The sequence below is a fragment of the Lancefieldella sp. Marseille-Q7238 genome (genome assembly GCF_949152215.1).
Classification (GTDB): domain Bacteria; phylum Actinomycetota; class Coriobacteriia; order Coriobacteriales; family Atopobiaceae; genus Lancefieldella.
In genome coordinates, this window is the sequence record NZ_OX424407.1 from 1,154,683 (window position 1) to 1,177,539 (window position 22,857).

The 22,857-nt window shown below is 54.3% G+C and carries 18 protein-coding genes and 1 tRNA gene; 17 read left to right on the plus strand and 2 right to left on the minus strand.

The genetic code is table 11. The features are described from left to right. Positions 1–2 precede the first annotated feature (2 nt). The gene (locus tag QM016_RS05235) at positions 3–728 is read left to right on the plus strand and encodes a hypothetical protein (RefSeq protein ID WP_016477563.1); all 726 of its coding nucleotides are present in this window, start codon (positions 3–5) and stop codon (positions 726–728) included. Here the strand turns inward: QM016_RS05235 and QM016_RS05240 are convergent. Then, positions 709–1,476, minus strand: coding sequence for a type III pantothenate kinase (locus QM016_RS05240; protein ID WP_016477562.1), 768 nt, complete (start codon positions 1,474–1,476; stop codon positions 709–711). The genes QM016_RS05235 and QM016_RS05240 overlap by 20 nt on opposite strands. Positions 1,477–1,600: 124 nt before the next feature. On the opposite strand from QM016_RS05240, the gene rpmE reads away from it, so the two are divergent. The 10 genes from rpmE to rbr all read left to right on the plus strand — a co-directional run bounded on the left by rpmE (position 1,601) and on the right by rbr (position 9,540). Then, positions 1,601–2,026 carry a 50S ribosomal protein L31 gene (gene rpmE / locus QM016_RS05245; protein ID WP_282710604.1) on the plus strand — a complete coding sequence of 142 codons (426 nt, stop codon included), beginning with the start codon at positions 1,601–1,603 and terminating at the stop codon, positions 2,024–2,026. 143 nt (positions 2,027–2,169) lie between these two features. Beyond that, the gene (dnaX, locus tag QM016_RS05250; RefSeq protein ID WP_282710605.1) at positions 2,170–4,482 is read left to right on the plus strand and encodes a DNA polymerase III subunit gamma/tau; all 2,313 of its coding nucleotides are present in this window, start codon (positions 2,170–2,172) and stop codon (positions 4,480–4,482) included. Beyond that, the gene (locus tag QM016_RS05255; RefSeq protein WP_016477559.1) at positions 4,482–4,820 is read left to right on the plus strand and encodes a YbaB/EbfC family nucleoid-associated protein; all 339 of its coding nucleotides are present in this window, start codon (positions 4,482–4,484) and stop codon (positions 4,818–4,820) included. The genes dnaX and QM016_RS05255 overlap by 1 nt, the downstream gene beginning before the upstream one ends. Beyond that, the gene (recR, locus tag QM016_RS05260; protein ID WP_282710608.1) at positions 4,820–5,431 is read left to right on the plus strand and encodes a recombination mediator RecR; all 612 of its coding nucleotides are present in this window, start codon (positions 4,820–4,822) and stop codon (positions 5,429–5,431) included. Before QM016_RS05255 ends, recR begins: the two co-directional genes overlap by 1 nt. Positions 5,432–5,448: 17 nt before the next feature. Further along, complete coding sequence (locus tag QM016_RS05265; RefSeq protein ID WP_016477557.1) at positions 5,449–6,141, plus strand: hypothetical protein; 693 nt, start codon at positions 5,449–5,451, stop codon at positions 6,139–6,141. A 155-nt stretch (positions 6,142–6,296) separates the two neighbouring features. Next, positions 6,297–6,373, plus strand: a tRNA-Asp gene (locus QM016_RS05270). 328 nt (positions 6,374–6,701) lie between these two features. Beyond that, the gene (locus QM016_RS05275) at positions 6,702–7,361 is read left to right on the plus strand and encodes an HAD family hydrolase (RefSeq protein WP_282710611.1); all 660 of its coding nucleotides are present in this window, start codon (positions 6,702–6,704) and stop codon (positions 7,359–7,361) included. Positions 7,362–7,454: 93 nt separating this feature from the next. Then, a complete protein-coding gene (locus tag QM016_RS05280) occupies positions 7,455–7,988 on the plus strand; it encodes an Rrf2 family transcriptional regulator (RefSeq protein WP_282710612.1) in 534 nt (177 codons plus the stop codon). Further along, positions 7,951–8,937, plus strand: a complete 987-nt coding sequence (locus QM016_RS05285; protein WP_282710614.1) for an adenine glycosylase — start codon at positions 7,951–7,953, stop codon at positions 8,935–8,937. Before QM016_RS05280 ends, QM016_RS05285 begins: the two co-directional genes overlap by 38 nt. A 57-nt stretch (positions 8,938–8,994) precedes the next feature. Continuing rightward, entirely contained in the window at positions 8,995–9,540 is a 546-nt protein-coding gene (gene rbr / locus QM016_RS05290) for a rubrerythrin (RefSeq protein WP_016477553.1), read from the plus strand. 140 nt (positions 9,541–9,680) lie between these two features. Here rbr and nth read toward each other — a convergent pair whose 3' ends face one another. After that, positions 9,681–10,388, minus strand: coding sequence for an endonuclease III (gene nth / locus QM016_RS05295; RefSeq protein ID WP_282710615.1), 708 nt, complete (start codon positions 10,386–10,388; stop codon positions 9,681–9,683). Positions 10,389–10,846: 458 nt separating this feature from the next. Here nth and glgB point away from each other — a divergent pair, with 458 nt between their 5' ends. The 6 genes from glgB to QM016_RS05325 all read left to right on the plus strand — a co-directional run bounded on the left by glgB (position 10,847) and on the right by QM016_RS05325 (position 22,841). After that, positions 10,847–12,889 (plus strand): 1,4-alpha-glucan branching protein GlgB, encoded by a 2,043-nt coding sequence (gene glgB, locus QM016_RS05300; protein WP_282710616.1) that lies wholly within the window; start codon positions 10,847–10,849, stop codon positions 12,887–12,889. Positions 12,890–12,966: 77 nt separating this feature from the next. Next, positions 12,967–15,393 (plus strand): glycogen/starch/alpha-glucan phosphorylase, encoded by a 2,427-nt coding sequence (locus tag QM016_RS05305; RefSeq protein ID WP_016477550.1) that lies wholly within the window; start codon positions 12,967–12,969, stop codon positions 15,391–15,393. Positions 15,394–15,454: 61 nt separating this feature from the next. Then, on the plus strand, positions 15,455–16,600 hold the full coding sequence (locus tag QM016_RS05310) for a glucose-1-phosphate adenylyltransferase (protein WP_016477549.1): 1,146 nt from the start codon (positions 15,455–15,457) through the stop codon (positions 16,598–16,600). A gap of 1 nt (position 16,601) precedes the next feature. Further along, positions 16,602–17,696 carry a glucose-1-phosphate adenylyltransferase subunit GlgD gene (glgD, locus tag QM016_RS05315; protein ID WP_016477548.1) on the plus strand — a complete coding sequence of 365 codons (1,095 nt, stop codon included), beginning with the start codon at positions 16,602–16,604 and terminating at the stop codon, positions 17,694–17,696. 173 nt (positions 17,697–17,869) lie between these two features. Further along, positions 17,870–19,369, plus strand: coding sequence for a glycogen synthase GlgA (glgA, locus tag QM016_RS05320; protein WP_282710622.1), 1,500 nt, complete (start codon positions 17,870–17,872; stop codon positions 19,367–19,369). Between the two features lies 1 nt (position 19,370). Then, entirely contained in the window at positions 19,371–22,841 is a 3,471-nt protein-coding gene (locus tag QM016_RS05325; protein WP_282710624.1) for a 4-alpha-glucanotransferase, read from the plus strand. Positions 22,842–22,857: the final 16 nt, after the last annotated feature.

Genomic DNA, 22,857 nt, shown 5'->3' on the forward strand with positions numbered 1-22,857 from the left:
GTATGGGTATGAGCGTTCTTGACGAGGCTGTCGAGCTTGCCAGAAGTGGTGGTCAAGCTGGTGAATTTGTGGCTGGTAAACATGCCGAGAGGCACGCGGAGAAAGCCAACGATGACAGAGACGCCAAAAACGCCGCTCGGGGCGAGAAGAACCTTGAGTTTGCGGTGATTCTTCGTCCCGATATTTCTATGCAGCAGATAACAGGCGTTCCCTATGTCGCGGCATATGGGCTGGTAAAGAACCTCAAAGGCTCCATTTCGAATATCGGCATCGCATGGCCATATGGCATCGTTGTCAAAGATGCGCCTTTTGGAGTTGTGCAGACGCGTGCCGGCTATACGGATGGTATGTTTGTTGTGTGTGGAATCTCATTCGACCTGAGGTGTCTTGATGCAAAGGGGCTTTTCGAGGCGGAGACGCTTCTCGCCGCAAAAGTGCTTGAACCGGCGGCTCTTGCAAAGGCGATTGTGTCTGCCGTGGACGTTTGGGCCAGCGACAGCAGGGCGGGTCGCGCTGCAGCAGGACCCCTCGCACCTATCCTGAGCGATTACTTTGACGTGATACCGCTTCTTGGACACAAGGTTGATGTGGTCTATCCTAACGGTAACGTAGCGTATACGGCGCGTTTTGGCGGCGTGGACGTATGGGGTCGTGCGATTCTTGTAGGCGCTGACGACAAAGAAACCGTTATCACTCCCGAACAAGCGTCTATCCGCGCTTCCAGATGAGATAAATGCCGCGTAGCGTAAGCTCCTGATCCACCACGTCAAACACATCGGTTGCCACGCTGACGGTTTTTGCAAGGCCGCCCGTGGCAATAACCTTTGCGCCGGTGATACCGGGTTCACGCAAAATGCGGGCTACCAGGCCTTCCGCCTGCGCAGCCGCGCCGATGACTAAGCCGGACTGGACAGCGCTTTCGGTGTCGTTGCCCAAAGCTGACGCGGGGGCCTCGATGGGGATGCTGGAAAGTTTTGCGGCGCGCTCAAAAAGCGCGTTTGCGGATAGTATGAGGCCGGGTGAAATGGCGCCGCCGCGATACGCGCCTGAATCGTCTACTACGTCGATATTCGTAGCGGTGCCAAAGTCTACGACCACAACAGGGGATCCGTAGCGTTCGCGGGCGGCGACGGCGTTGGCGATGCGGTCGGCTCCAACGCGTTCGGGATGTGGCATGTGTACGGGGACTCCCGTATTTGAGGCGGCGCTGACAGCAATGAGCGGCCGGTCAAGGAGTGCTTCAAAGCAACGTTTCCACGCGCGGGAGACGGCGGGCACCACGCAGGCGATTCCTCCGGCAGTGATGTCGTTAAGCGAGAAACCATCTTTCATAAAGAATGTAAAGAGACGACCGTGCAGCATATCGGCTGTTTCAGTAGTATCGGTGGACATGCGCCAGCCGTGAAGCATCTGGCCCTTCTCGTCAAAAAGGCCAAGGGTCGTTTGAGTATTGCCTACGTCAATAGCTAAAAACATGTCGCCTCCGTGTAAAGTAGGAAAGAGTTCATTCTATCCTAGCGAAACCGCGGGGACTCTGCTATACTCAGTCGGCTATTCCCTTGCTCTGGTCGGAAACCAGAGCCGATGTAAGGAGTCCTGTATGAAGCAAGGAATTCATCCTGAGTATGTAGAGTGCACGGTTCGCTGCACCTGCGGCAACACGTGGACTACCCGCGCTACCGTTCCTGAAATGCGCGTTGACCTCTGCGATAAGTGCCACCCGTTCTATACCGGTCAGCAGAAGCTCGTTGACACCGGCGGTCGCGTCCAGCGTTTCTCCGACAAGTTCGGCGAGGCCGCTTCCGCTCGTCTTGGAGCGGCAAAGGCTGCCAAGGAGGCAAAGGCCGCAAAGGCTGCCGAGCAAGAGGCCGCTCGTAAGGCTGCTGCTGAGGCGAAGGCCGCGGAGAAAGCAAAGCGCGCTGCGGAGTTTGCGAAGAACGCTCCCGCTGCTCCTGCTGAGGAGCCCGCAACAGAGCCTGAGACGCCCGTTGAGACTGCTGAGACACCTGCAGAGTCCGCGGAGTAATCACGTCACGTTTTGTGAACTAAGCAATGCACGTTAAAGGAGCGGCTTCGGCTGCTCCTTTTTTATGAGGTCGTTTCTGGCGAGAAGAGCGCGGAGACTGATGGGTATACTTAATATGTTCACTCGAGCGCGTCGGAGGACGTATGGAATCGCTGTATACAAAGTATCGACCGCAAACATTTGAGCAGGTCGTTGGTCAGAAACATGTTGTTGAGACGTTAAAGCGTGCGGTGCTTGAAGGCAAAGTCAGCCACGCTTATTTGTTTTGCGGTCCGCGAGGAACCGGCAAGACGACTATGGCCCGTCTGCTGGCAAAAGCGCTGCTTTGTCGCAAGGCGCCCGGTCAGCTTCCCGACGGTACCTGCGAAGAATGTCGTTTCATTGCGGCCGGCACGCATCCCGATGTAGTAGAGATTGATGCCGCGTCCAATACGGGCGTTGACAACGTTCGTGAGGAAATCATTTCTCGCGCAAATTATGCGCCGGTAAGAGGTAAGGGCAAGGTCTATATCATCGACGAGGTCCATATGCTGACCACGGCCGCGTTCAATGCTTTGCTTAAGACGCTTGAGGAGCCTCCCGCGCACGTAACCTTTGTTTTATGCACAACTGACCCTCAAAAAGTGTTGGGAACTGTTTTATCCCGCGTGCAGCGATTTGACTTTCACGCGATTGGAAATGAGGACATGCTGGAGCACTTGCAGTATGTGTGTGAGGCCGAGGGTTTCCGCTTTGACGTTCGAGCGCTTGAGCTGATTGTCCGCCACGCCCGCGGCGGTATGCGTGATGCGCTGACCTCTCTGGAGCAGCTTTCTGTCTTTGGCGATGGAGAAGTTGCTCTTGCTATTGCTCAGGACTTTTTAGGGGAGGCGTCAGGCTCACTTTTGGCTCATGTGTCCATGGCAATCGCCAAGCGTGATGTTGCGACCCTCTTTGATCAGGTCAATACGCTGGTAAACGCTGGCCGCGATGTGCTGCAGTTTACCCGGGAACTTGCAGCTCATGTGCGTAACGCCTACGTTATGGCGGCCGTTGGTGTTGATGCGGCTGCTCTCACCGTGACTGATGACGAGCGGGCGCAGCTCGCGCAGGAAATTTCCGCGTATGGTTCTGTAGATAGGCTCGCTCGTGTTCTGACGATACTCGGCGACGCCTCAAGTCAGATGCGTACAGCCTCCAATCAGCGGCTGGTGCTTGAAATCGCGTGCACACGCCTAGCGCGACCTGAAGTTGATTTGACTTTGGAATCACTTGCCGAGCGCGTAGCTGATGTAGAGCGCAAGCTGGAAAAAGCTGCTGCTTCTGGCTCTGTGCCCGCACCGATGCCTGCACCGGTACCAGCATCCGCTCATACACCGGCACCCACGACCGTGTCTACGCCTAAGTCCGCACCCGTATCAGAGCCCGCATCTATACCGGTACCTACACCTGCGCCTACCACTGCGTCTACGCCTAAGTCTGCATCAGCACCTACGCCAGCGTCCACTGCTACACCTGCGCCTCAGCCAATCTCGGAGCTAGCCTCTGCCACTCCGCGCCCGTCTGCAAACGATGAAGCGACTCTAACGCGTACGTGGAAAGAGATTATCAAACAGTACATCGCAAAAGCTCCCGCCCACGGTGCCCTACTACAGGGCTCCACGCTCGCGTCGGACGATGGTTCTCATTTGCTTGTTCTTCTCCCTAAAGGTTCTGAGTTCGCAACGGCGATGCTGGAGCGAGAAGAGATTAAAAGGGAGCTTTTAGCGCTTATCGAGCAGACCTTGGGGACGCGGAGCATCGCGTACGGCGAGTCTTCGCTTCAAAATAAGGCGATTGCAGACGCGCAGCGGAACTTTGCTTCTCCACCTTCAGGAGAACTGCCGAGAAGTAGCATGGAGCCGGCAGCACCCGTTCCGTCTCCCGTGCAGGCTTCAGGCTCGTCTCCGCGCGCGGCGTCTAACTCCGTGCAGGAGACTGCACCCAAGGAAGGCTCGTCTGAGTTTCCTTTGCCGTGGGACGAAGCCTCCGCGGCTCCTGCGCCTCAATCCACATCCGCGACAGCACCATCCGTACCTGCAGTAGTGCAATCCGTGTCGATGACGGCGCCACAGTCCGTACCTACGGCAACTCAGGCGCCTGCGATACCAATGACAGAGCCTGCTCCTGCAAAAGAAATAAAACCAACAGCTAAGGCTTCCAATCCAGGCCCTACACCTGTTCAACCTGAGGTTTCCGAAGTCGCCGGTGAACTCACGGTTTCCGAACGCGCTGCTGAAACGGCTTCGTCCTTTGGCTCTTCTGCGGAGACTCCCTCTGGCGACAAGCATATGTCATCGAGTGAAATCGCTGAGCGCTCGGCGCTTCCAAAAGATCTCAGCAGCGTAGCTTCAATGCTTGAAGAGGTGTTTGGGCCTGCTGTTTCCGTTTCATTTGAATCAAACGATGAAGTATCTGCCAATGATAAGGAGAACTAATGGCTAAAGGTGGATTTAACAGGGGCGGCATGAACCGCAACCAGATGATGGCTCAAGCGCGTAAGATGCAGGAGCAATTGCTGGCAGCGCAGGAAAAGGCCGCATTGGCGCTGCATACGGCAAGCGCCGGCGGTGGAGCGGTCAAGGTCACCGTATCGGGTGATTTACGCCTCACGGACTTGCAGATTGATCCCGAAGTTTTGGATCCGGAGGACGTTGAGATGCTTCAGGACATGATTCTTGCTGCCACAAATGACGCTCTCGAAACTGCCGAAAAGGCGGCAAGCCAGGCGATGAGTTCGGTCACGGGTGGATTGAACATTCCGGGGCTCTTTTAATGGCGTTTGATTTGACAAATGACGGACGCTCGCTCCAGCGTCTCTTGGATGAGCTGGGGCGTCTTCCCGGTATTGGTCCTAAGTCCGCGCAGCGTATCGCGTACTATCTGCTTGAGACGGACTCCGAAGAAGCGCGTCGCCTGGCCAATGCGATTCTTGAGGTAAAGCAACAGGTGCATTTTTGTCCTACCTGCTTCAACTATGCAACGCGGGAAGAGTGCGATATTTGCTCGGATGGCTCCCGCGACCGTTCGGCGATTTGCGTGGTGTCTGAGCCGCGTGACGTTTCAGCTATTGAGCGCACGGGCGTGTACCACGGCCTCTACCATGTGCTCGGCGGCGTCATTTCTCCGATGGATAAAATCGGTCCGGAGCAGCTTCATATACGGGAATTGCTTGCCCGCTTGGCAGACGGAACGGTGCAAGAGGTGCTTCTCGCCACAAATCCCGACGTAGAGGGAGAAACTACTGCCACATATCTCGCGCGCATCATCGCGCCTTTGGGAGTAAAGGTGTCGCGTCTGGCGAGCGGTTTGCCCGTTGGCGGTGATTTGGAGTACGCTGATGAGGTAACGCTTGGCCGCGCCATTGAAGCGCGTCGCGAAGTGTAAGCGATAAAGGAGTTTTCATGGCAAACCACATGGCGGGTCGAAACCATATAGAGACTGAAACCGATGACGAGAAGACCCCGCGGGTATCGCCGGTAAAGCCGGGAGATATCACTACGATTCATGCGGGCCAGGGCGCCCATATGGCTCGCGAGAAGATCGCGGATGTTGGAGAAGAGCCGGGTTTGAAAAACCGCCGTCGCACGGTTCTGCTCGTAATAGCAACAATCGTGGCCCTCATCGTCCTCTTTTTTGTGGTGCGCTGCGCGGTATCCTCTCCTGAGCCCGCTCCCGCTACGAAGACTCAGCAGAGCGATTCAGCCTATTCAGGTGAAAAGCAGCAGGACAAACAAGACGCGGACGGCACCATTACGTACCAAGGCTCAAAATATGCTATTGAGAAGCAGTCTGACGGTAAGTACGGCATTACACGCGATGGCGGTTCGGGCAATACAACGGTGGTATTTGAGGTCGATGGCACGCCGGTCAACCTCATGCTGTACAACGGAACAATCTTGGTTCCCGAGAATAACAATGGAAAATGGGACGTGGTAGCGTATACGATTGGTGATGGCGCCCTGCCGGTGCTGGTTGCCGACAAGGACGGCAATGTTGTCGGTGGCACGGGCACGATTGAGTCCGCTGAACTTGACGGAGCGTCTCTGAAGGTGACCGATTCAAACGGCACTACCACTAACGTCGCCCTCGAATAAACGTTGCTCTCGAATAATGTCGCCTTTAAATAGGCTTTACCAGCGGTTGTATAGGTGTTTAAGGGGCGGTTCTGGAAAAAACTTGAATTCACCGGAAATCTTGCTAGACATAAGGGAACTTTCCCTGTAAACTTTCAATTCGCGCAAAGGCGTCCGGGGTATTAGCTCAGCTGGTTAGAGCGCCGGCCTGTCACGTCGGAGGTCGCGGGTTCGAGCCCCGCATATCCCGCCATTGCAACTTCAGCCTCCTTTGGGAGGCTTTTTTCTTAGCGGGCTTCCGCAGGCTGTAGGGTCAAAAAATCAGCAGGCGCAGAATTGAGAAGGCCGGCAGGCCGCCCATCGAGGGAGCCCTGCAAAAAGAGCGGAAAACCGAAATCGGAGCTCCGACATAGCTTCGCATGTAAAGGGCGTATTTCGGATACGCATGGGAATATGTGTTATGGCGTGGTATCATTTCTTGCCGACAAAAAGAAGCCGGGACTGCGGGGCAACGTTGGCCGCACGCCGCCGGGCGGGTCTGCGAGAAAGGCGGTGAGGTACGCGTGGAGCATACAAGGAAAGTGGCTGTTTTTGATTTTGATGGTACGGTTATTTCCGGCCAATCAGGTTTTTTGTTCGCGGCGTACCTGTATCGCCAGCATATTTCATCATTAGCGCGAACGCTTCGGTTGGCCTGGTGGGGCATTCGCTATAAGTTCCATTTGCCGCAACGCCAGGAGGAAGCTCGAGAACTTGTTGTCGGAGCTCTGACGGAAATGAGCGCCGCGCAGGCGGATGAAGTCATGTGCTCATTTTATCAAGATGTCATTGCGCCGAGATTTCGTCCTGAAGCGCTTGCTGCCGCTGAGCGGTATCGCAGTGAAGGGTACGTCGTTCTTCTCGTTTCGGCGACATTTGTTCCTATCGCCGAGCTTGCAGCTGCGCATTTGGGAGCCGACGGTTTTATGGCCACACGGATGCAGATTGCAAACGGCCATTATACCAGCCATGTCTTAGGGTCCGTTATTGAGGGTGCCGAAAAACCGCGTGCAGTTGAACGTTGGTGTGATGAGCATTTGGGCGCTGGGGCATGGAAGATTGTCGTTGCCTACGGAGATCACTATTCCGACGTTCCTCTTCTGGAGCAGGCGCAGGCAGCTCACGCGGTCTGTCCCGGTCCTACGCTGGCAAAAATTGCCCGTCAGCGCGGGTGGGAGGTTCTCAATTGGTCATCGGCGTAAGACGGTGAAGCTGAGCGATTGCTACGCCCGCAAACGGGCATGGTGCCTGTGAGAGGGCAACGCCTCGCATGAGGCTGGGGAGGACAGAACGACATGGAAATTTCAAGAAAAACCGATTACGCTTTGCGTATTTTGAGTGTTTTGATAAAACGGCCGGAAGAGATAGTTTCGGTTCGCGATGCGGCCGAATCATGCGGTATTCCGTATTCGTTCGCCCGATCTGTTCAGCATAGTTTAGTGAACGCGGGGATTATCGCGTCCACACGCGGCTCTCGAGGTGGTATGACGCTTGCCATTGATCCCGATGCGACAACCCTGCTTACGGTGGTTGAAGCAGTTCAAGGCCCTGTTCTGATTTCCGACTGCGAATCGGCGGGTCCCGATAATACGCCCTGCCCGCGCAAGCCTTCCTGTTTTTTCAATCCCGTCTGGTGTAATGCCGAAAAGATACTCAGGACCTATTTCGCGTCGATTGCGCTTTCGCAGATTGTGAAGGAAGGTCTGGTGCCTGAACCGAATGGTGGATTTAAGCTGGTGAAAAACGAGACCGCGCTTCGGCTGGAAGAGATACAAGATCAAGTGGAAGACATTGTCGCTTCTTCACGAAACGCGGGTCAAATTGGCTAAAAAGAATTCCGAGGTTCTTGTCGACAAAGTCGGCAGCATGAGTGGCGTGCCGAGCGATGGCGCGCCGAACGCGCATGAGGATGCTGAAAGCCTTGCAGAGTTTCGAGCTCTTGTGCTGGAGTATGGACGAAAGCTGTATCGAGATCTTCCGTGGCGCCGGACGCGTGACCCCTATGCCATTTGGATTTCTGAGGTTATGCTGCAGCAAACGCAGGTGAGTCGTGTAGACGGACGCTGGCAGCGATGGCTTGAGCGATTTCCGTCAGTCGATGCTCTGGCTGCTGCCAGTCCCGCTGACGTTCTTGAGGAGTGGCAGGGTCTTGGATATAACCGCCGAGCACTTTCGCTTCATAAGGCTGCGCAGATGCTTTCCAAAACCGGCGGAGCACTGCCTCAGGAAGTAGGGGAGCTTGTCAGACTTCCCGGTATCGGATCTGCTACGGCTGCCGGTATTCGGGCGTTTGCCCTCAATCTGCACGGGATTTATCTGGAGACCAATGTGCGAACGGTTTTTCTGCACGAGTTGTATCCCGAAGCCGAAGGAGTTCCCGACTCAGAGCTTGTTCCGCTGGTAGATGCGACCTGTCCGGCTGACGATCCTCTGAATGAGCACGCGGATGATAATCCAAGAGCCTGGTATTATGCGCTTCTCGATTATGGCGCGTGGCTTAAGAAAACCATTCCCAATCCAAGTAGACGCTCAAAGGCTCATGCGCGACAGTCGAAGTTCGAAGGGTCACATCGCCAGAAGCGCGCCGAATTGCTACGTCTTGTTTTGTCCCATCGCGGCGAAGGTGGCGCGACAGCCGAAACCCTGTCAAAAGAGCTTGCCGCCGTTGAGCGAGAGGCCGGCCGAGAGAGCGTGACTATGGGCGCTACCCTGGACTTACTTGAAGAGCTCACAAAAGAAGGTTTTTGTCATCGTCAAGGTGACATTTGGCGTTCATAGCGGGTATAATGCGCATGACGCTTTGGCCATTCCGGTCAAAGCAGGAGAGGAGAAAAAATGGCTGTTGATTTTGAGAATTCTCAGACAAAGAAGAATCTTGAGGCCGCGTTTGCTGGCGAGTCCCAGGCGTGCGTCAAGTATGGCTTCTATGCCAAGCAGGCGTCAAAAGACGGGTACCAGCAGATTGCCGATATCTTCAACGAGACGTCCGGCAACGAGAACGTTCACGCTAAGCTTTGGTTTAAGTACCTTCACGACGGCAAGGTTCCCGAGACCGCAGAGGCTCTGAAGGACGCCGCCGCAGGTGAGAACTACGAGTGGACCACGATGTATGCCGATTTCGCCAAGACCGCTGAGGAGGAGGGCTTCAAGGAGATAGCCGCGAAGATGCGTCTTGTCGGCGAGATTGAGAAGACTCACGATGAGCGCTACAACAAGCTTCTTGAGCGTGTCGAGTCCGGCGAAGTCTTTGAGCGCCCCGGTGTTAAGGTGTGGCAGTGCCTCAAGTGCGGTCACCTGCACGTTGGCCCGACTGCGCCAAAGGTGTGCCCTGTGTGCGGTCACCCGCAGGGATATTTCCAAGAGCGCGCGCTTAACTACTAAGCCTTAGGCTCAGTCTTACAAGCTCAGCCTTGCGAGACAGAGTAACGGCTATTCAAAAAGAGGCGTCCTTTTTGGGGCGCCTCTTTTGCTGTTATGATCTGCAGTTCTTACTCATTTGCTGTCATGACCTGCAGTTTCACTTATGAAGATGATCTGCGCCTGGAGTTCTTCTCGCCGCCTCCTTTGAACCAGCGATTGGGTTGTTCAAAGGAGGGACAGATGTCTGCAAGCGGGCATGTCTCACAGGAAGGATTTCGGGCGGAGCACGTCTCGCGGCCAAAGTGGATCCATTCTTCATTAACGTCTTTCCAAAGCTTTCGCGGTAAAAGTGCGAGAAGATCCTGCTCAGCCGCAAGAGGAGTAGCGGCGGAGGTAAGTCGCAGGCGAGAAGCGATGCGGTAAACGTGCGTATCAACGGCAATGCCATCGACGGTATCAAACATCTTATTGAGCACAATATTAGCGGTCTTGCGGCCAACGCCCGGAAGCTTGACGAGGTCATTCATGGTGTTTGGAACTTCTCCGCCGTAGTCGGCTACAAGCATTTGAGCCATCTCAACGCAGTGGCTCGCTTTCGCGCGCCAAAATCCGATGGTGCGAATGAGTTCTCCGACTTCGGCCTTGCTTGCTGATGCCATCGCGACAGGATCAGGCCAGCGCTTGAACAGTTCAGGCGTTACCTTGTTGACGGCGGCGTCGGTGGTTTGCGCCGAGAGCATGACCGCTACAAGCAGCGTATAGGCGCTGCGGTAATCGAGCGCACTTTCAACGTGTGGATATAAAGCGTGCAAACGACGGCACGTTTCTATGCCGCGCTCGCGCTTCAGTTTCTTAGTTTCTCGGGGCATGATCTCTCCCTTGCGGCGCTCGCGTATGCCTCAGCCTGGCTTCTCACCCTGAGCGTGACAGTTACCTTAAGCTTGACAGCCCACCCTCAGCCTGGCGTCTTGCAAGCGCAAGCGCTTGGACGTTCTCTGACACTCCTTCAGTATCATAGCGAAATCAATCGTTTCAAATGGATTGACGCGTGGCAATCATTGGCCAAGACAAAATCGCGAGGCGCGGCTAATCCGGATAGAAAAAAATTCAGCTTATTTCAGCTCCTGGCGGAATTTCTGTGTCGATACGAAAAATAGAAAATTTTTGTTCTTGTTATCCACCGAGGTTAATCGACCGTTGAGCGCATTTCTGAATCAGATAGTTACACAATTAACTAAGCTTGAATAAACATCTGTGCAACTGTCATAGAATAGGATATGCGTGGCCTTTGGGGAGCGGCGTTGCCCGGTCTGGGCTGGAGGTTTATATGAAAGTGAAGGATAGCTCGCTGTATGTAACAAAAGATGACATCTATCTCTTTGGGAAAGGTGAGTGGCATCAGAGTTACGAGAAGCTCGGCGCGCATGCGGCGATAGATGATGACGGTGTTGAGGGCTATCACTTTGCTGTTTGGGCGCCCAACGCGCTGTCAGTTTCCGTTGTCGGAGAGTTCAACGACTGGAATGATCAGATCAACCAGATGACGCGTACCCTGACGGGCGGCATTTGGGAAACGTTCATTCCTGAGGTCAGTGAGGATGCGCTCTATAAGTATGCCGTTGAATCGGCGGGCGGCGAGATGATGCTCAAGGCAGATCCCTACGCCTTTTATGCGGAAATCCCCGCGGGAACAGCGTCACGCACGGCAGATTTTACCAGTCATACATGGAAAGATAAGAAATGGCTTACCGCCCGCAAAAAGCGCGATTTTCTCGCGAGTCCGCTTAACATCTTTGAAGTGCATCTGGGAAGCTGGAAGCGACATGCTGACGGACTTGACGGCAACGGTCCGGGTGGCGACACACCTGAGACTATGGGCGGCAGCTTCCTGACGTATGACGAGCTTTCAGTCGAGCTGGTGTCCTACGTTAAGGAGATGGGCTATACCCATATCGAGCTGCTGCCGGTTATGGAACACCCCTATGACGGCTCTTGGGGCTATCAGGTAACGGGCTATTTTGCTCCCACCTCGCGATACGGAACTCCTCAGCAGTTCATGCATTTTATCGATGCCTGCCATGAGGCTGGTATCGGAGTCATTCTTGACTGGGTTCCCGGGGGCTTTTGTCGAGATGCGCACGGACTGGTGCGCTTCGATGGCGAGAAGCTCTTTGAGCGAGAAGAGCATCCCAACTGGGGCACCTACAAATTCGATTATGGACGCGGAGAAGTACGCAGCTTCCTCATTTCCAACCTGCTCTGGTGGCTTGACACCTACCATGCTGATGGTATTCGCATGGATGGCGTTACCAGCATGCTGTATCTGAATTTTGGCATTGATGATCCCGCTCGTAAGCGCTTCAACGAAGAGGGCACTGAAGAAGATAAGCAGGCTATTGAATTTGTGCGCCAGTGCAACGTGACGGCGCAAACGGACCACCCCGATGTGCTCATGATTGCCGAGGAGTCAACGGCGTGGCCGCTGGTAACCTATCCTCCCTCTGTCGGAGGCCTTGGCTTCCATCTCAAGTGGGATATGGGTTGGATGAACGATACACTGCACTATTGCCAGACGGACTTTCCGTTCCGTCCCGGCAATCATCGCCTGCTGACGTTCTCAACGATGTACCAGTTCAATGAAAATTTTGTGCTTCCGCTCAGCCATGACGAGGTTGTCCACGGCAAGTGCAGCCTGATTACACGCATGCCTGGCGATTGGTGGCGTCAGTTTGCCGGTATGCGCGCGCTGGCTCTGTATCAGATGACCCATTCGGGCGCTAAGCTCAACTTCATGGGCAACGAAATCGCGCAGTTTATCGAGTGGCGCTACTACGAGGGGATTCAGTACTTCCTTACGGAGGAGTACCAGACTCACGCCGGCCAACAGCGCTTCATTGCCGCCCTCAATCATTTCTACGCCAGCCACCCGGCTCTTTGGCAGCACGCTTATGACGAGTTGGGATTTGAATGGATCGACGCTGACAACAACAACCAGTCTATCGTTACATTCATCCGTCGTGGCGAGAAGCCCAAGGATGACCTTGTGGTACTTCTGAACTTTGATGTCGCCGCGCATGAAGATTTTCGTTTGGGTATGCCCCGCGCCGGCCAATGGAGCGAGGTTTTCAACTCTGATATGGAAGAGTATGGCGGCTCGGGCGTTGTCAATACGGGCAAGCTGACTACCGAAGAAGAGACGTGGAATGGCCGCGATCAGTCGCTGGTCGTCCGGGTACCGCCGCTCGGTGGTATGATTTTGGCGTACGAGGGGCCCTTGCCCAAGAAGACCGATAAAGAAAAGAAGGTGACAAGTACTACTCGCCGAAAAGCTACGAGCGCTTCTCGCCGTAAGCCGAAAAAGAAGAAGTAGAGACTCGTCTACGTGTCTAAGAGTGATACAACAGAAGGCGCGTAACGTGTTGGTTGAGGAGTTATTTTTGGAGAACCATGGCATCGGAAAAGATTTTTAAAGATAAGCAGGATTTTGAAGAGCAGTATCGCGCTCTGTGCGTGTTAGTGCTGGGAAAGGAATTTGACGTCTGCACCAATCAAGAGCGGTATTCCATTTTAGCAAGACTCATTGCTTCCAAATCCCGTGCTATCGCAGCCGAATGCCATCCCGTGAAGGCTAAAAAAGTCTATTACTTCTCGCTTGAGTTTTTGCTTGGACCATTGCTTGACAACTATCTTTTGAACTACGGCCTTCGAGATCTCGTGGCTGACGCCGTCGAGGATATGGGTTCTTCACTTGAGGTACTGATTAAACAAGAGGTTGATCCGGGTCTTGGTAACGGCGGCCTTGGTCGTCTCGCCGCCTGTTTTCTTGATTCTATGGCGCATGAGGGTATGGCCGGCTATGGCAATGGCATGCGTTACCGTTACGGCCTCTTCCGTCAGGAAATCAAGGGCGGGCGCCAGGTTGAGCGTACCGATAACTGGCTGGCAAACGGCTTTCCATGGGAGTCGCGCAAAGATGACTCCAGCGTCGTAGTGCGTTTTGGCGGAGATGTCATTCGCCATCAGGACGAATCCGGTCGTTTTTGGTTTACCCAGGAAGGTGGTGAGCCTGTTCGAGCAGTGCCGTATGATGTCCCCATTGTTGGTTATGGCGGAAAAACGGTGAATAAACTGCGCCTTTGGTCTGCTGAGCCCTACGAGGAGGACTTTGATCTGGACGCCTTCAACGAAGGCGATTACGCGCGCGCCAATGCGTTCCGCTCAGATGTCGAGGCAATCTCAACTATCCTGTACCCAAATGACGCGGGAGAGCACGGGCGTATTCTCCGCCTCAAGCAGGAGTATCTGTTTGTCAGCGCCGGCTTGCAGTCGATTTTGCGCACCTATGTGGCTGAGTTTGGCGAGGATTGGGATGCCTTCGGTGAGCGCGTATGCATCCACACGAATGATACGCACCCTGCTATGTGTGGACCTGAGCTCATGCGTTTGCTCGTTGATGAGCATGGATTGGACTTTGACCGGGCCTTTACGATTGCCTGTTCGGCTATTTCGTATACCAACCATACCGTTATGCCTGAAGCGCTGGAAAAGTGGCCTATAGAAACCTTCCGTCATCTGTTGCCGCGCCTCTATATGATTATCGAAGAGGTCGATCGCCGGTATCGCGAAAAGCTCATGCATGAGGAAGGCAACGCCGACCTTCTCGCATCGACCGCGGTGCTTTGGGACGGCCAGGTGCGCATGGCCCATCTTTCCATTCTGTTTGCGCATTCGGTCAACGGCGTCTCCGACCTACATACCAGCATTCTTGAGCAGAGCGTTTTGCGTGATTTTTATCGCCTTCGCCCGGAGATTTTCAACAACAAGACCAATGGCGTATGCCACCGTCGGTTCCTAGCCGAGGCCAATCCCGCGTATGCGAAGCTCATTACCGACGCCATCGGTACTGGTTGGCTTGATGACGCCAATGAGCTTGAGCGCTTGATTCCCTACGAGCAGGACGCGTCGTTCCTTGACAGTATGGAAGAGGCAAAGCGTGCCGAGAAGGAGCGTCTTGCCGCCTATATCGCTGAGACCGCGGGTATTCAGGTAGACACAAAGACTATCTTTGACGTACAGGTCAAACGATTCCATGCGTACAAGAGGCAGCTCCTGAACGTATTCAAGATTTTGGATCTCTACAACCGTATGTTGGACGATCAGAATTTCAGGCCTGCGCCAACCACCTTTATTTTCTCGGGCAAGGCAGCTCAGAGCTATACGCTTGCCAAGGAGGTCATTCGCCTCATCAATTCGGTTGCCGATGTCATTAACAATGACTCGCGTATCGAAGGCCGCTTGAAGATTGCCTTCGTGCCTAACTTTGCGGTTTCAAATGCTCAACTCATTTACCCTGCAACTGAGATTTCGGAGCAGATTTCCGTGGCCGGCGCCGAAGCTTCAGGTACCTCCAATATGAAGCTTATGATGAACGCCGCCATTACGCTTGGTACCTACGATGGTTCAAATGTTGAGATTTCCCAGCTTGTTGGGGAGAATAACATCAAGATATTCGGGCTCCGCGCGCATGAGGTGGAGGAGCTCTACGCCTCTGGCTCATATTTTGCCTGGGATCAGGTGAATGCGGACCCCGGTCGTTTAGGGCGCATCGTTACCATGCTTACCGATGGTTCGCTTGCGGGTCTTTCCGGTAACTTTGAATCTATCCGCGATTATCTTATGGCTGGAAACGATCACGACTTAGTGCTGAAAGATTTTTATTCGTACGTTGACTCATGGGAAGAGTTGACGGCCTCGTACAAAGACCGTCGCGCTTGGAACGCCGCGGCTCTGCACAATACTGCAAAGGCCGGGTTCTTCTCGAGCGATCGCACCATACGTGAGTATATGCACGATATTTGGAATGTTGGGGAGTAAGTTTGGAGTTGTAACGTAAGTGTCGCTCTCTGTACGTTGGGGGATATGGGAGGAGATTGACATGAGTAAAAGGGAATGTTTGGCAATGCTTTTGGCTGGCGGACAAGGAAGCCGCCTCGGAGCGCTGACCAGTAGTGTCGCAAAGCCGGCTGTTTCGTTTGGAGGCAAATTCCGCATTATTGACTTTGCGCTTTCCAACTGCACAAACTCGGGTATCTCAACGGTGGGCGTATTGACCCAATATCGCCCTTATCTCTTGCACTCCTACATCGGCACCGGTAGCGCATGGGATTTGGATGAGCTTGGCGGAGGCGTTTCCGTTTTGCCGCCGTTCTCAACGCAAAAGGGTGGCGCGTGGTATGAAGGCACGGCTGACGCCGTTACCCAAAATATCGGTTATATCGAGCAGAACAAAAGTGAGTATGTGCTGATTCTTTCGGGCGATCAGCTGTACCGTATGGATTATGGCGAAATGCTTGCCTGCCATAAGGAGCACAACGCGGACCTTACTATTGCCGTCATGCCGGTGCCATGGGAAGAAGCTTCTCGCTTCGGCATTATCACTATCGATGACGATGGCCGCATTACTAAGTTTTCCGAGAAGCCCACGCACCCCGATTCCAACTTGGCGTCAATGGGCATTTATATCTTCTCTACCGATCTTTTGATTGAGGCGCTGAAGGTTGATGCTCTTGACCAGCAGTCAACGCATGACTTTGGCAAAGATGTTATTCCGCGTCTTTTAGACGAGGGGAAGCGTCTGTATACCTATCGCTTTGAAGGTTTCTGGCGTGATGTCGGCACGATTTCCAGCTATCACGAGACCAGCATGGATTTGCTGGGGCCGGAGCCTGCCTTTGACATCTTTACCTCAGATTTTCCCATTCTCTCAAACGCTTCCACCCGCCCGCCCGCGTATGTTGGCCCGTACGGCAGGGTTGAGGACTGTCTTATCGGCAATGGTTGCATCATCAACGGCACTGCTCACCATTCAATCCTTTCCACTGACGCGGTAATTGAAGCGGGAGCTCGTGTTGTCGATTCGGTGCTGTTGCCAGGCGCTCACGTCAAAGCTGGAGCGCAAGTTGTCCGCGCCATCATGGGAGAGAACTCCACTGTTGAAGAAAACGTACAGGTGGGAAGCGTGGACCAGACAAAGGATACTGCCGTTATCGGTAATGACGTTGTGGTAGGAAGGGGTGAGTAGCATGAAAAAAACAATCGGTCTGATTACATGCAACTACTCATCAAAGCATACTGAACTTTCAAATGAAGTACGCCCCATCGCGTCAATGCCGTTCCTCGGCCGCTACCGTTTGGTTGACTTTGCCCTGTCCAATCTGGTCAATTGCGGCATTCGCACGGTCGGTGTCATTATGCCTTTCAATTACCGCTCACTGATTGACCACATCGGATCCGGTAAGGCATGGGGGCTTGACCGTAAAACTGGTGGACTTTTCGTATTGCCTGGTTCAGCCTTTGGAACTTCTCGCACAGGCGCGCGCTTCCTGCTTCGCGATTTGATGACAAACCGCGTCTATCTTGAGCGCTCCACCGCTGATTACGTGGTGTATACAAGCGCTAACTTTGTTTACAACTTCGACCTCAATAAGATGCAGGAACACCACATCGCTTCCGACGCTGACATTACGGTGCTCTGCAATGAGGCTCAAGGTCCCAACGTGGACGCGACGGCGTTTGAAGTTGACGATGAGGGATACGTCGTTGGCATGCATAATTCAGTCAATCACGGTGATGTTCAGTCACTTGACTGCTTCATCATTTCGCGCACAAAACTCATGGAGATGCTTGACTGGTACGCCGCGACGGATTACCTAGATCTCTTTGAGGCGCTCAGGTCGGATTACGGCCGCGTCAAAGTTCAGACGTACTTCTTTAACGGCTATGCGCGCGGAATTTTTGACAAAGACTCACTCTATTATGCCAATATGGATGCCCTGAATCCTGACGTTGCCGCCAAGCTGTTCCCCGATGGCAATATTAAGACGAAGGCTCACGACACCGCTCCCGCAAAGTTTGAGATTGGCTCCAGCGTGACCAATTCAATGATTTCCGCAGGTTGCCGCATTTACGGCACGGTTACCGGCTCCGTTTTGGGTCGTAAGGTTATCGTTGAGCCTGGAGCTGTCATCCGCGATTCCATCGTGATGCAAAGCTGTATCGTCAAGAGCGGCGCCGTCATCGACCGCGCTATTGTTGACCGTGACAATGTCGTTCAAAGTGATACGGAGCTTCATGGTACGCCGGAGCATATCCTTATCCGTAAAAAGTATACGGAGTAGGAAACGCGAGAGACGTTGGCTGTAAGAGCGCATCTAGCATGTTTGCTGAGGTGAATATGGAGCGCAAAAAAACATAACAGCTCGAGAAGTTTTTATCTACCCCGGTTTCGGCCGGGGTAGTGCGGTAAAATGAGTACTTGCAAGTATGACAACAATAGTGAGAGGTACGGTTCATGGCACGCACAACAAGGAGAAGAAAGCTTAAGGTTCTTTTTTCGGCTTCTGAAGTTGTTCCCTTTTCAAAGACCGGCGGTCTTGGCGATGTAGCGGGTTCGCTGCCAAGCGCGTTGAAGCATGTAGGGGCAAAAGTTGCTGTCATCTCACCCCTGTACAAGACCATCGCACCCGAATGGCGCGAAAAGATGACCAAGGTTGCCGAGCTCTATGTGCCACTTGCTTGGAGAGAGGCGTACTGCGGCCTGTATCATCTTGTTCATGAAAATGTCGATTGCTACTTCGTTGACAATGAGTCGTACTTTGGCAGGGACGCCCTCTACGGCTTTTTTGATGATGGCGAGCGATTCGCGTTTTTCTCAAAGGCAATCTGTGAGGTAATCGCGCATGTGCCTGAACTCGCCTGCGATATCCTGCATTGCAACGACTGGCAAACAGCGTTGGCACCTGTCTTTTTGCGCGAGTTTTACAGGGGTATTCCCGTGTGCGATAACGTTCGCACGGTCTTCTCGGTACATAACGTAAAGTTCCAGGGTCAGTTTACCGATGAAATGCTTGCAGACCCCTTGGGGCTTGCTGACATCCCTGCCGCGGCGGGGCAGCTCCGTTGCGACGAGCGTTCCATCAACTTTATGCAGGGAGCACTGCTGTACTCGGATTATCTGAGTACGGTCAGCCCCACCTATGCGCTTGAGCTGCAGATGCCGTTTTACGGCGAGGGCATGGACCCCATTTTCCGTCGCCGTCATGAAGCGCTGCGCGGCATCTTGAATGGTATAGACATTGCCGCATGGTCGCCGGCAAACGATCCCTTTACACCCGCGCGCTTCTCGGCAAAGAAGATGGAAGGCAAGGCGGAGTGCAAGCGTCTTCTGCAAGAGGAGCTTGGGCTTGAAGTCAATCCTGACATCCCCTTGATTGTGATGGTCACGCGCCTGACTGACCAAAAGGGCATGGGCTTGGTGAGCTATGCCATGGACCGCATCATATGCGCCGGTGCCGAGGTGGCAATCTTGGGTACGGGCGATCAGAAATACGAGGACGATCTGCGCTACTTTGACGGACACTACGGCAACCGCATGGCCGCTCGCCTGCAGTTTGACGTGGCGCTTTCGCATCGTATGTATGCCGGCGCCGATATGTTTTTGATGCCTTCGGAGTTTGAGCCGTGCGGGCTCTCTCAAATGATTTCGATGCGCTACGGAACCCTTCCCATTGTGCGTGAAACGGGAGGCTTGGCTGATTCCGTCAGACCCTACAACCAATTTACGGGAGAGGGAACCGGCTTCAGCTTCGCGAACATGAACGCGGACGAAATGGCTGATGTGGTTTGTTTTGCCTGCGATGTGTACTGCAATCATCGCGACGCGTGGGACAAGCTAGTTGAGCAAGCGATGGCCGCTGACTTCAGCTGGCATACGGCCGCCAATGATTATCTCGACATGTATCATTGGCTCCACCCGGAGGTAATCCGTTATACCAGGCGCAGGGATTGGTAATATGCAGGCTTTTCACAGCACTTCGCTGGCAGCGTACCGTCAGCCGTTCGGCGCGGTTCGTCTTGGCGAAAACGTTACGCTTTCTATTGCCGTTTGGGGCGATGACGTGCGGGGCTGTTCTCTCAGGCTCTGGATTGAAGGCAATGGCGAGAAGTGCCTCTCCATGCAGCGGACTGCTCGCTCTGCGGTTGATGATGGCGTAGTCAGCCAAGTTGTTGACGCGCGGCGTGTTGGCTTTGGCGCGGCGTACGCTTCCTGCGTTCCCGCCGACGCCGTACTCTTCTCGGTGTCGTTTGCTCCCGATACTACAGGTATTGTGTGGTATCGCTTTGAGATTGAGGCATCGGACGGCGCTGTGTGGAAGTACGGCGCCCGCGAAGGATGGGTTACCGGTGTAGGCGATTTCGCTTTCGGCGAACCGCCCTCATTTCAGTTGACGGTGTATAGGCCGCGCAAGGTCTGTCCCACCTGGTATGAAAAGGGTATCGCGTACCAGATATTTCCCGACCGCTTCGCGCGCGGCGCTGACTGGCGCAGGCGAACTCGCGCGGCGCTTGATAAACCGCACCGCGGGCCACAGCGTGAGCTGATAGAAGATTGGGACCGCACACCTAGCTATGCGCGGGATGAAAACAGCCGTATCCTCAAATGGGATTTTTACGGCGGTACGCTGGAAGGCATTACGGAAAAGCTGGACTATCTTCAGGCGCTGGGTATCACCATCATCTATCTCAATCCTATCTTTGAAGCGGCCAGCAATCACCGCTATGATACAGCCGATTATCTTGCCATCGATCCTATTTTGGGCGATGAAGCATCGTTCAAGACACTGTGTCGTGAAGCAAAAGCCCGCGGCATTTCCATTATTTTGGACGGCGTCTTCAACCATACGGGAGCGGATTCCCGTTACTTTAATCGTGAACACAACTACTCCGACATAGGCGCTTGTCAGGGCGAGAAGTCGCCCTATGCGGATTGGTTTACGCTTGCGGAAGACGGATCGTACGCAAGTTGGTGGGGTGTTGACGACCTTCCCGACGTCAATGAGACCAGCCGATCATTCCGTGATTTCATCTGCGGAAAGGATGGCGTCGTGCGCCGCTGGATTCGTGCCGGTGCGCGCGGTTGGCGTCTCGATGTGGCAGATGAGCTTTCCGATGAATTTCTCGCCGAGATTCATGAGGCAGCTTTGGCTGAGCGCTCTGACGCGGTAGTAATCGGTGAAGTATGGGAAGACGCCAGCAACAAACGCGCTTACGGCGAACTCAAGCGCTATTTTGCCGACAATGAGCTTGACGGCACCATGAACTATCCCTTGCGCTCTGGGGTGCTTAAGTACCTGCGTAGCGAGATTTCCGCCTATGAGCTGGCTCAACGCCTTGAAGAGCTCCGGGAGAACTATCCGAAGCACGCGTTTTTCTCGTCACTCAATCTTATGGGAAGTCATGATCGCGCGCGCATTATGACCATTTTGAGCGGCGCTCCTTATTCGCGTACGGCTCCCGCGGAGACGCAGGAATTTCCCCTCTCGTCCGATGAGCGCGGCCTTGGTAAGAGCCGCTTATGGGCGGCGAGCGTCATTCAGATGACCATGCCAGGTGTACCGTGCGTGTATTACGGCGATGAGTGGGGCCTCGAAGGAAACCGTGACCCCTACAATCGCGCGACGATGCCCTGGGGTCAGGAGGACGACGGGGTGCGCGGCGCTTCTCGCCATGGCGACAAGGACTGTGCTGCCATCTATCGCAATTCGATTGCTCTGCGCAAGATAGTCCCCGTGCTAACCAGCGGTGAATTTGAACCATTTGCGCCCAATGAGGATGTTTTCGGATTTTGGCGCTACAACGGGACGCGCGAACAACATGCTGATGTACTTCACGATCCGGAGGAACGGGTCTGCGTGCTTATCAACAGGAGCCTCTCCAAGGTTCAAAATATTCGCGTTCCCATTGCGCCTGGCATGCAAGTCAGTGATATCATCACCGGACAGGTGCTTGAGGTTCGTAACGATTCCGTAGAAGTGTTCATGTGGCCGCTTGGCACCACGATTTTGCACATACACCGTCCGCGTCGCCTGCAGCGTCCCATGAAGCGCGGTATGGGCGTTCTCGCGCATATTACCTCACTTCCGGACAAGCTGAATGCTCCGTATGTGTCCCAGGGGGCAACTATTGGTTCTGATGCCCATCGGTTTGTCGACTGGCTGGAAGAGGCTGGTCAAATGTACTGGCAGATTTTGCCCGTAAATCCGACGGATGAGTGCGGCTCTCCGTATGCGGGTCTTTCTGCTTTTGCTGGAAACGCTTCCCTGCTTGACGGAGGAGCCAGCGGCGCCCTTGAGCGCTTTGAGGCCCTTGAGCGCAACACGGTTTTCCGTTATAGCTATCAGGAATTCTGCAAGAAAAACGCCTATTGGCTGGAGCCGTACGCTGTCTTTCGCGCCCTGAAGGATACCTTTGGGGAAGACGTGGCGTGGCAAGACTGGCCAGAAGAATACAGGAGCTATACTCCGGAATTGGCGGCCCGCGCCGGCGTAAGAGAAGGCGCCGAACGCCGGCGCCGTATTCAGTTTATGTTTGAACGCGAATGGCATGAATTGCGTGATTACGCGCATAAGCACGGAGTTCAAATCATTGGCGACATGCCCATGTTTGTTTCGGCGGATTCCGCTGACGTATGGGCGCATCCGGAGATTTTTGATTTGGACGCGGAGGGGCGCATAGCTTCTCAGCCGGGTACCCCGCCCGATTCGTTTGCTCCGGAGGGTCAGCTCTGGGGCAATCCCGCATACCGCTGGGACGTGTTGAAGCAGCAGGGGTACGCGTGGTGGATGCAGCGCTTTGAGCGTTCCTTTGACCTGTACGGCTATACGCGTCTTGACCATTTTCTGGGATTTATCTCGTATTACGATATTCCGTCCGGACATACGGCCGCAGACGGTTCCGATCTTTTTGGACCCGGACTCGACCTGTTCCAGGAGGCGCATAGACGCTTTGGCGAGCTGCCCTTCATTGCCGAAGACCTTGGCTCCGTGACGCCTGCAGTTCGCGCGCTTTTGGCGGAGACAGGTATTCCCGGCATGTCGGTGGCGGTGTTTGCCGATGGAGACCCCCGCGAGCATTTTGTGGCGCCGCCTGAGACGGTGCTCTACACCTCAACGCACGACACCTCGACACTCGCTGGTCATATCAAGCGCCGTTTCACTTTTCCCGATACAGAGGATGCGGCCGTAAACGGTTTGGCTGACGAGAAGACCCTTGAGCTGTTTAACGCTGTGGTTGAGCACGTGCTGTCGGTTCCGAATGACGTGGCCATACTGCCTTTGCAAGACGTACTGGGGCTGGACGATTCCGCTCGCATGAATGTGCCGGGGACCTGCAAGGACAATTGGGTTTGGAGATGCCCGCCTGAACTCCTGACTCATGATGCCGCTGAAAAACTGAGGGCCTTGGCGCGGCGCGGCGCTCGTTAGAGAAAACTGTGGCCGA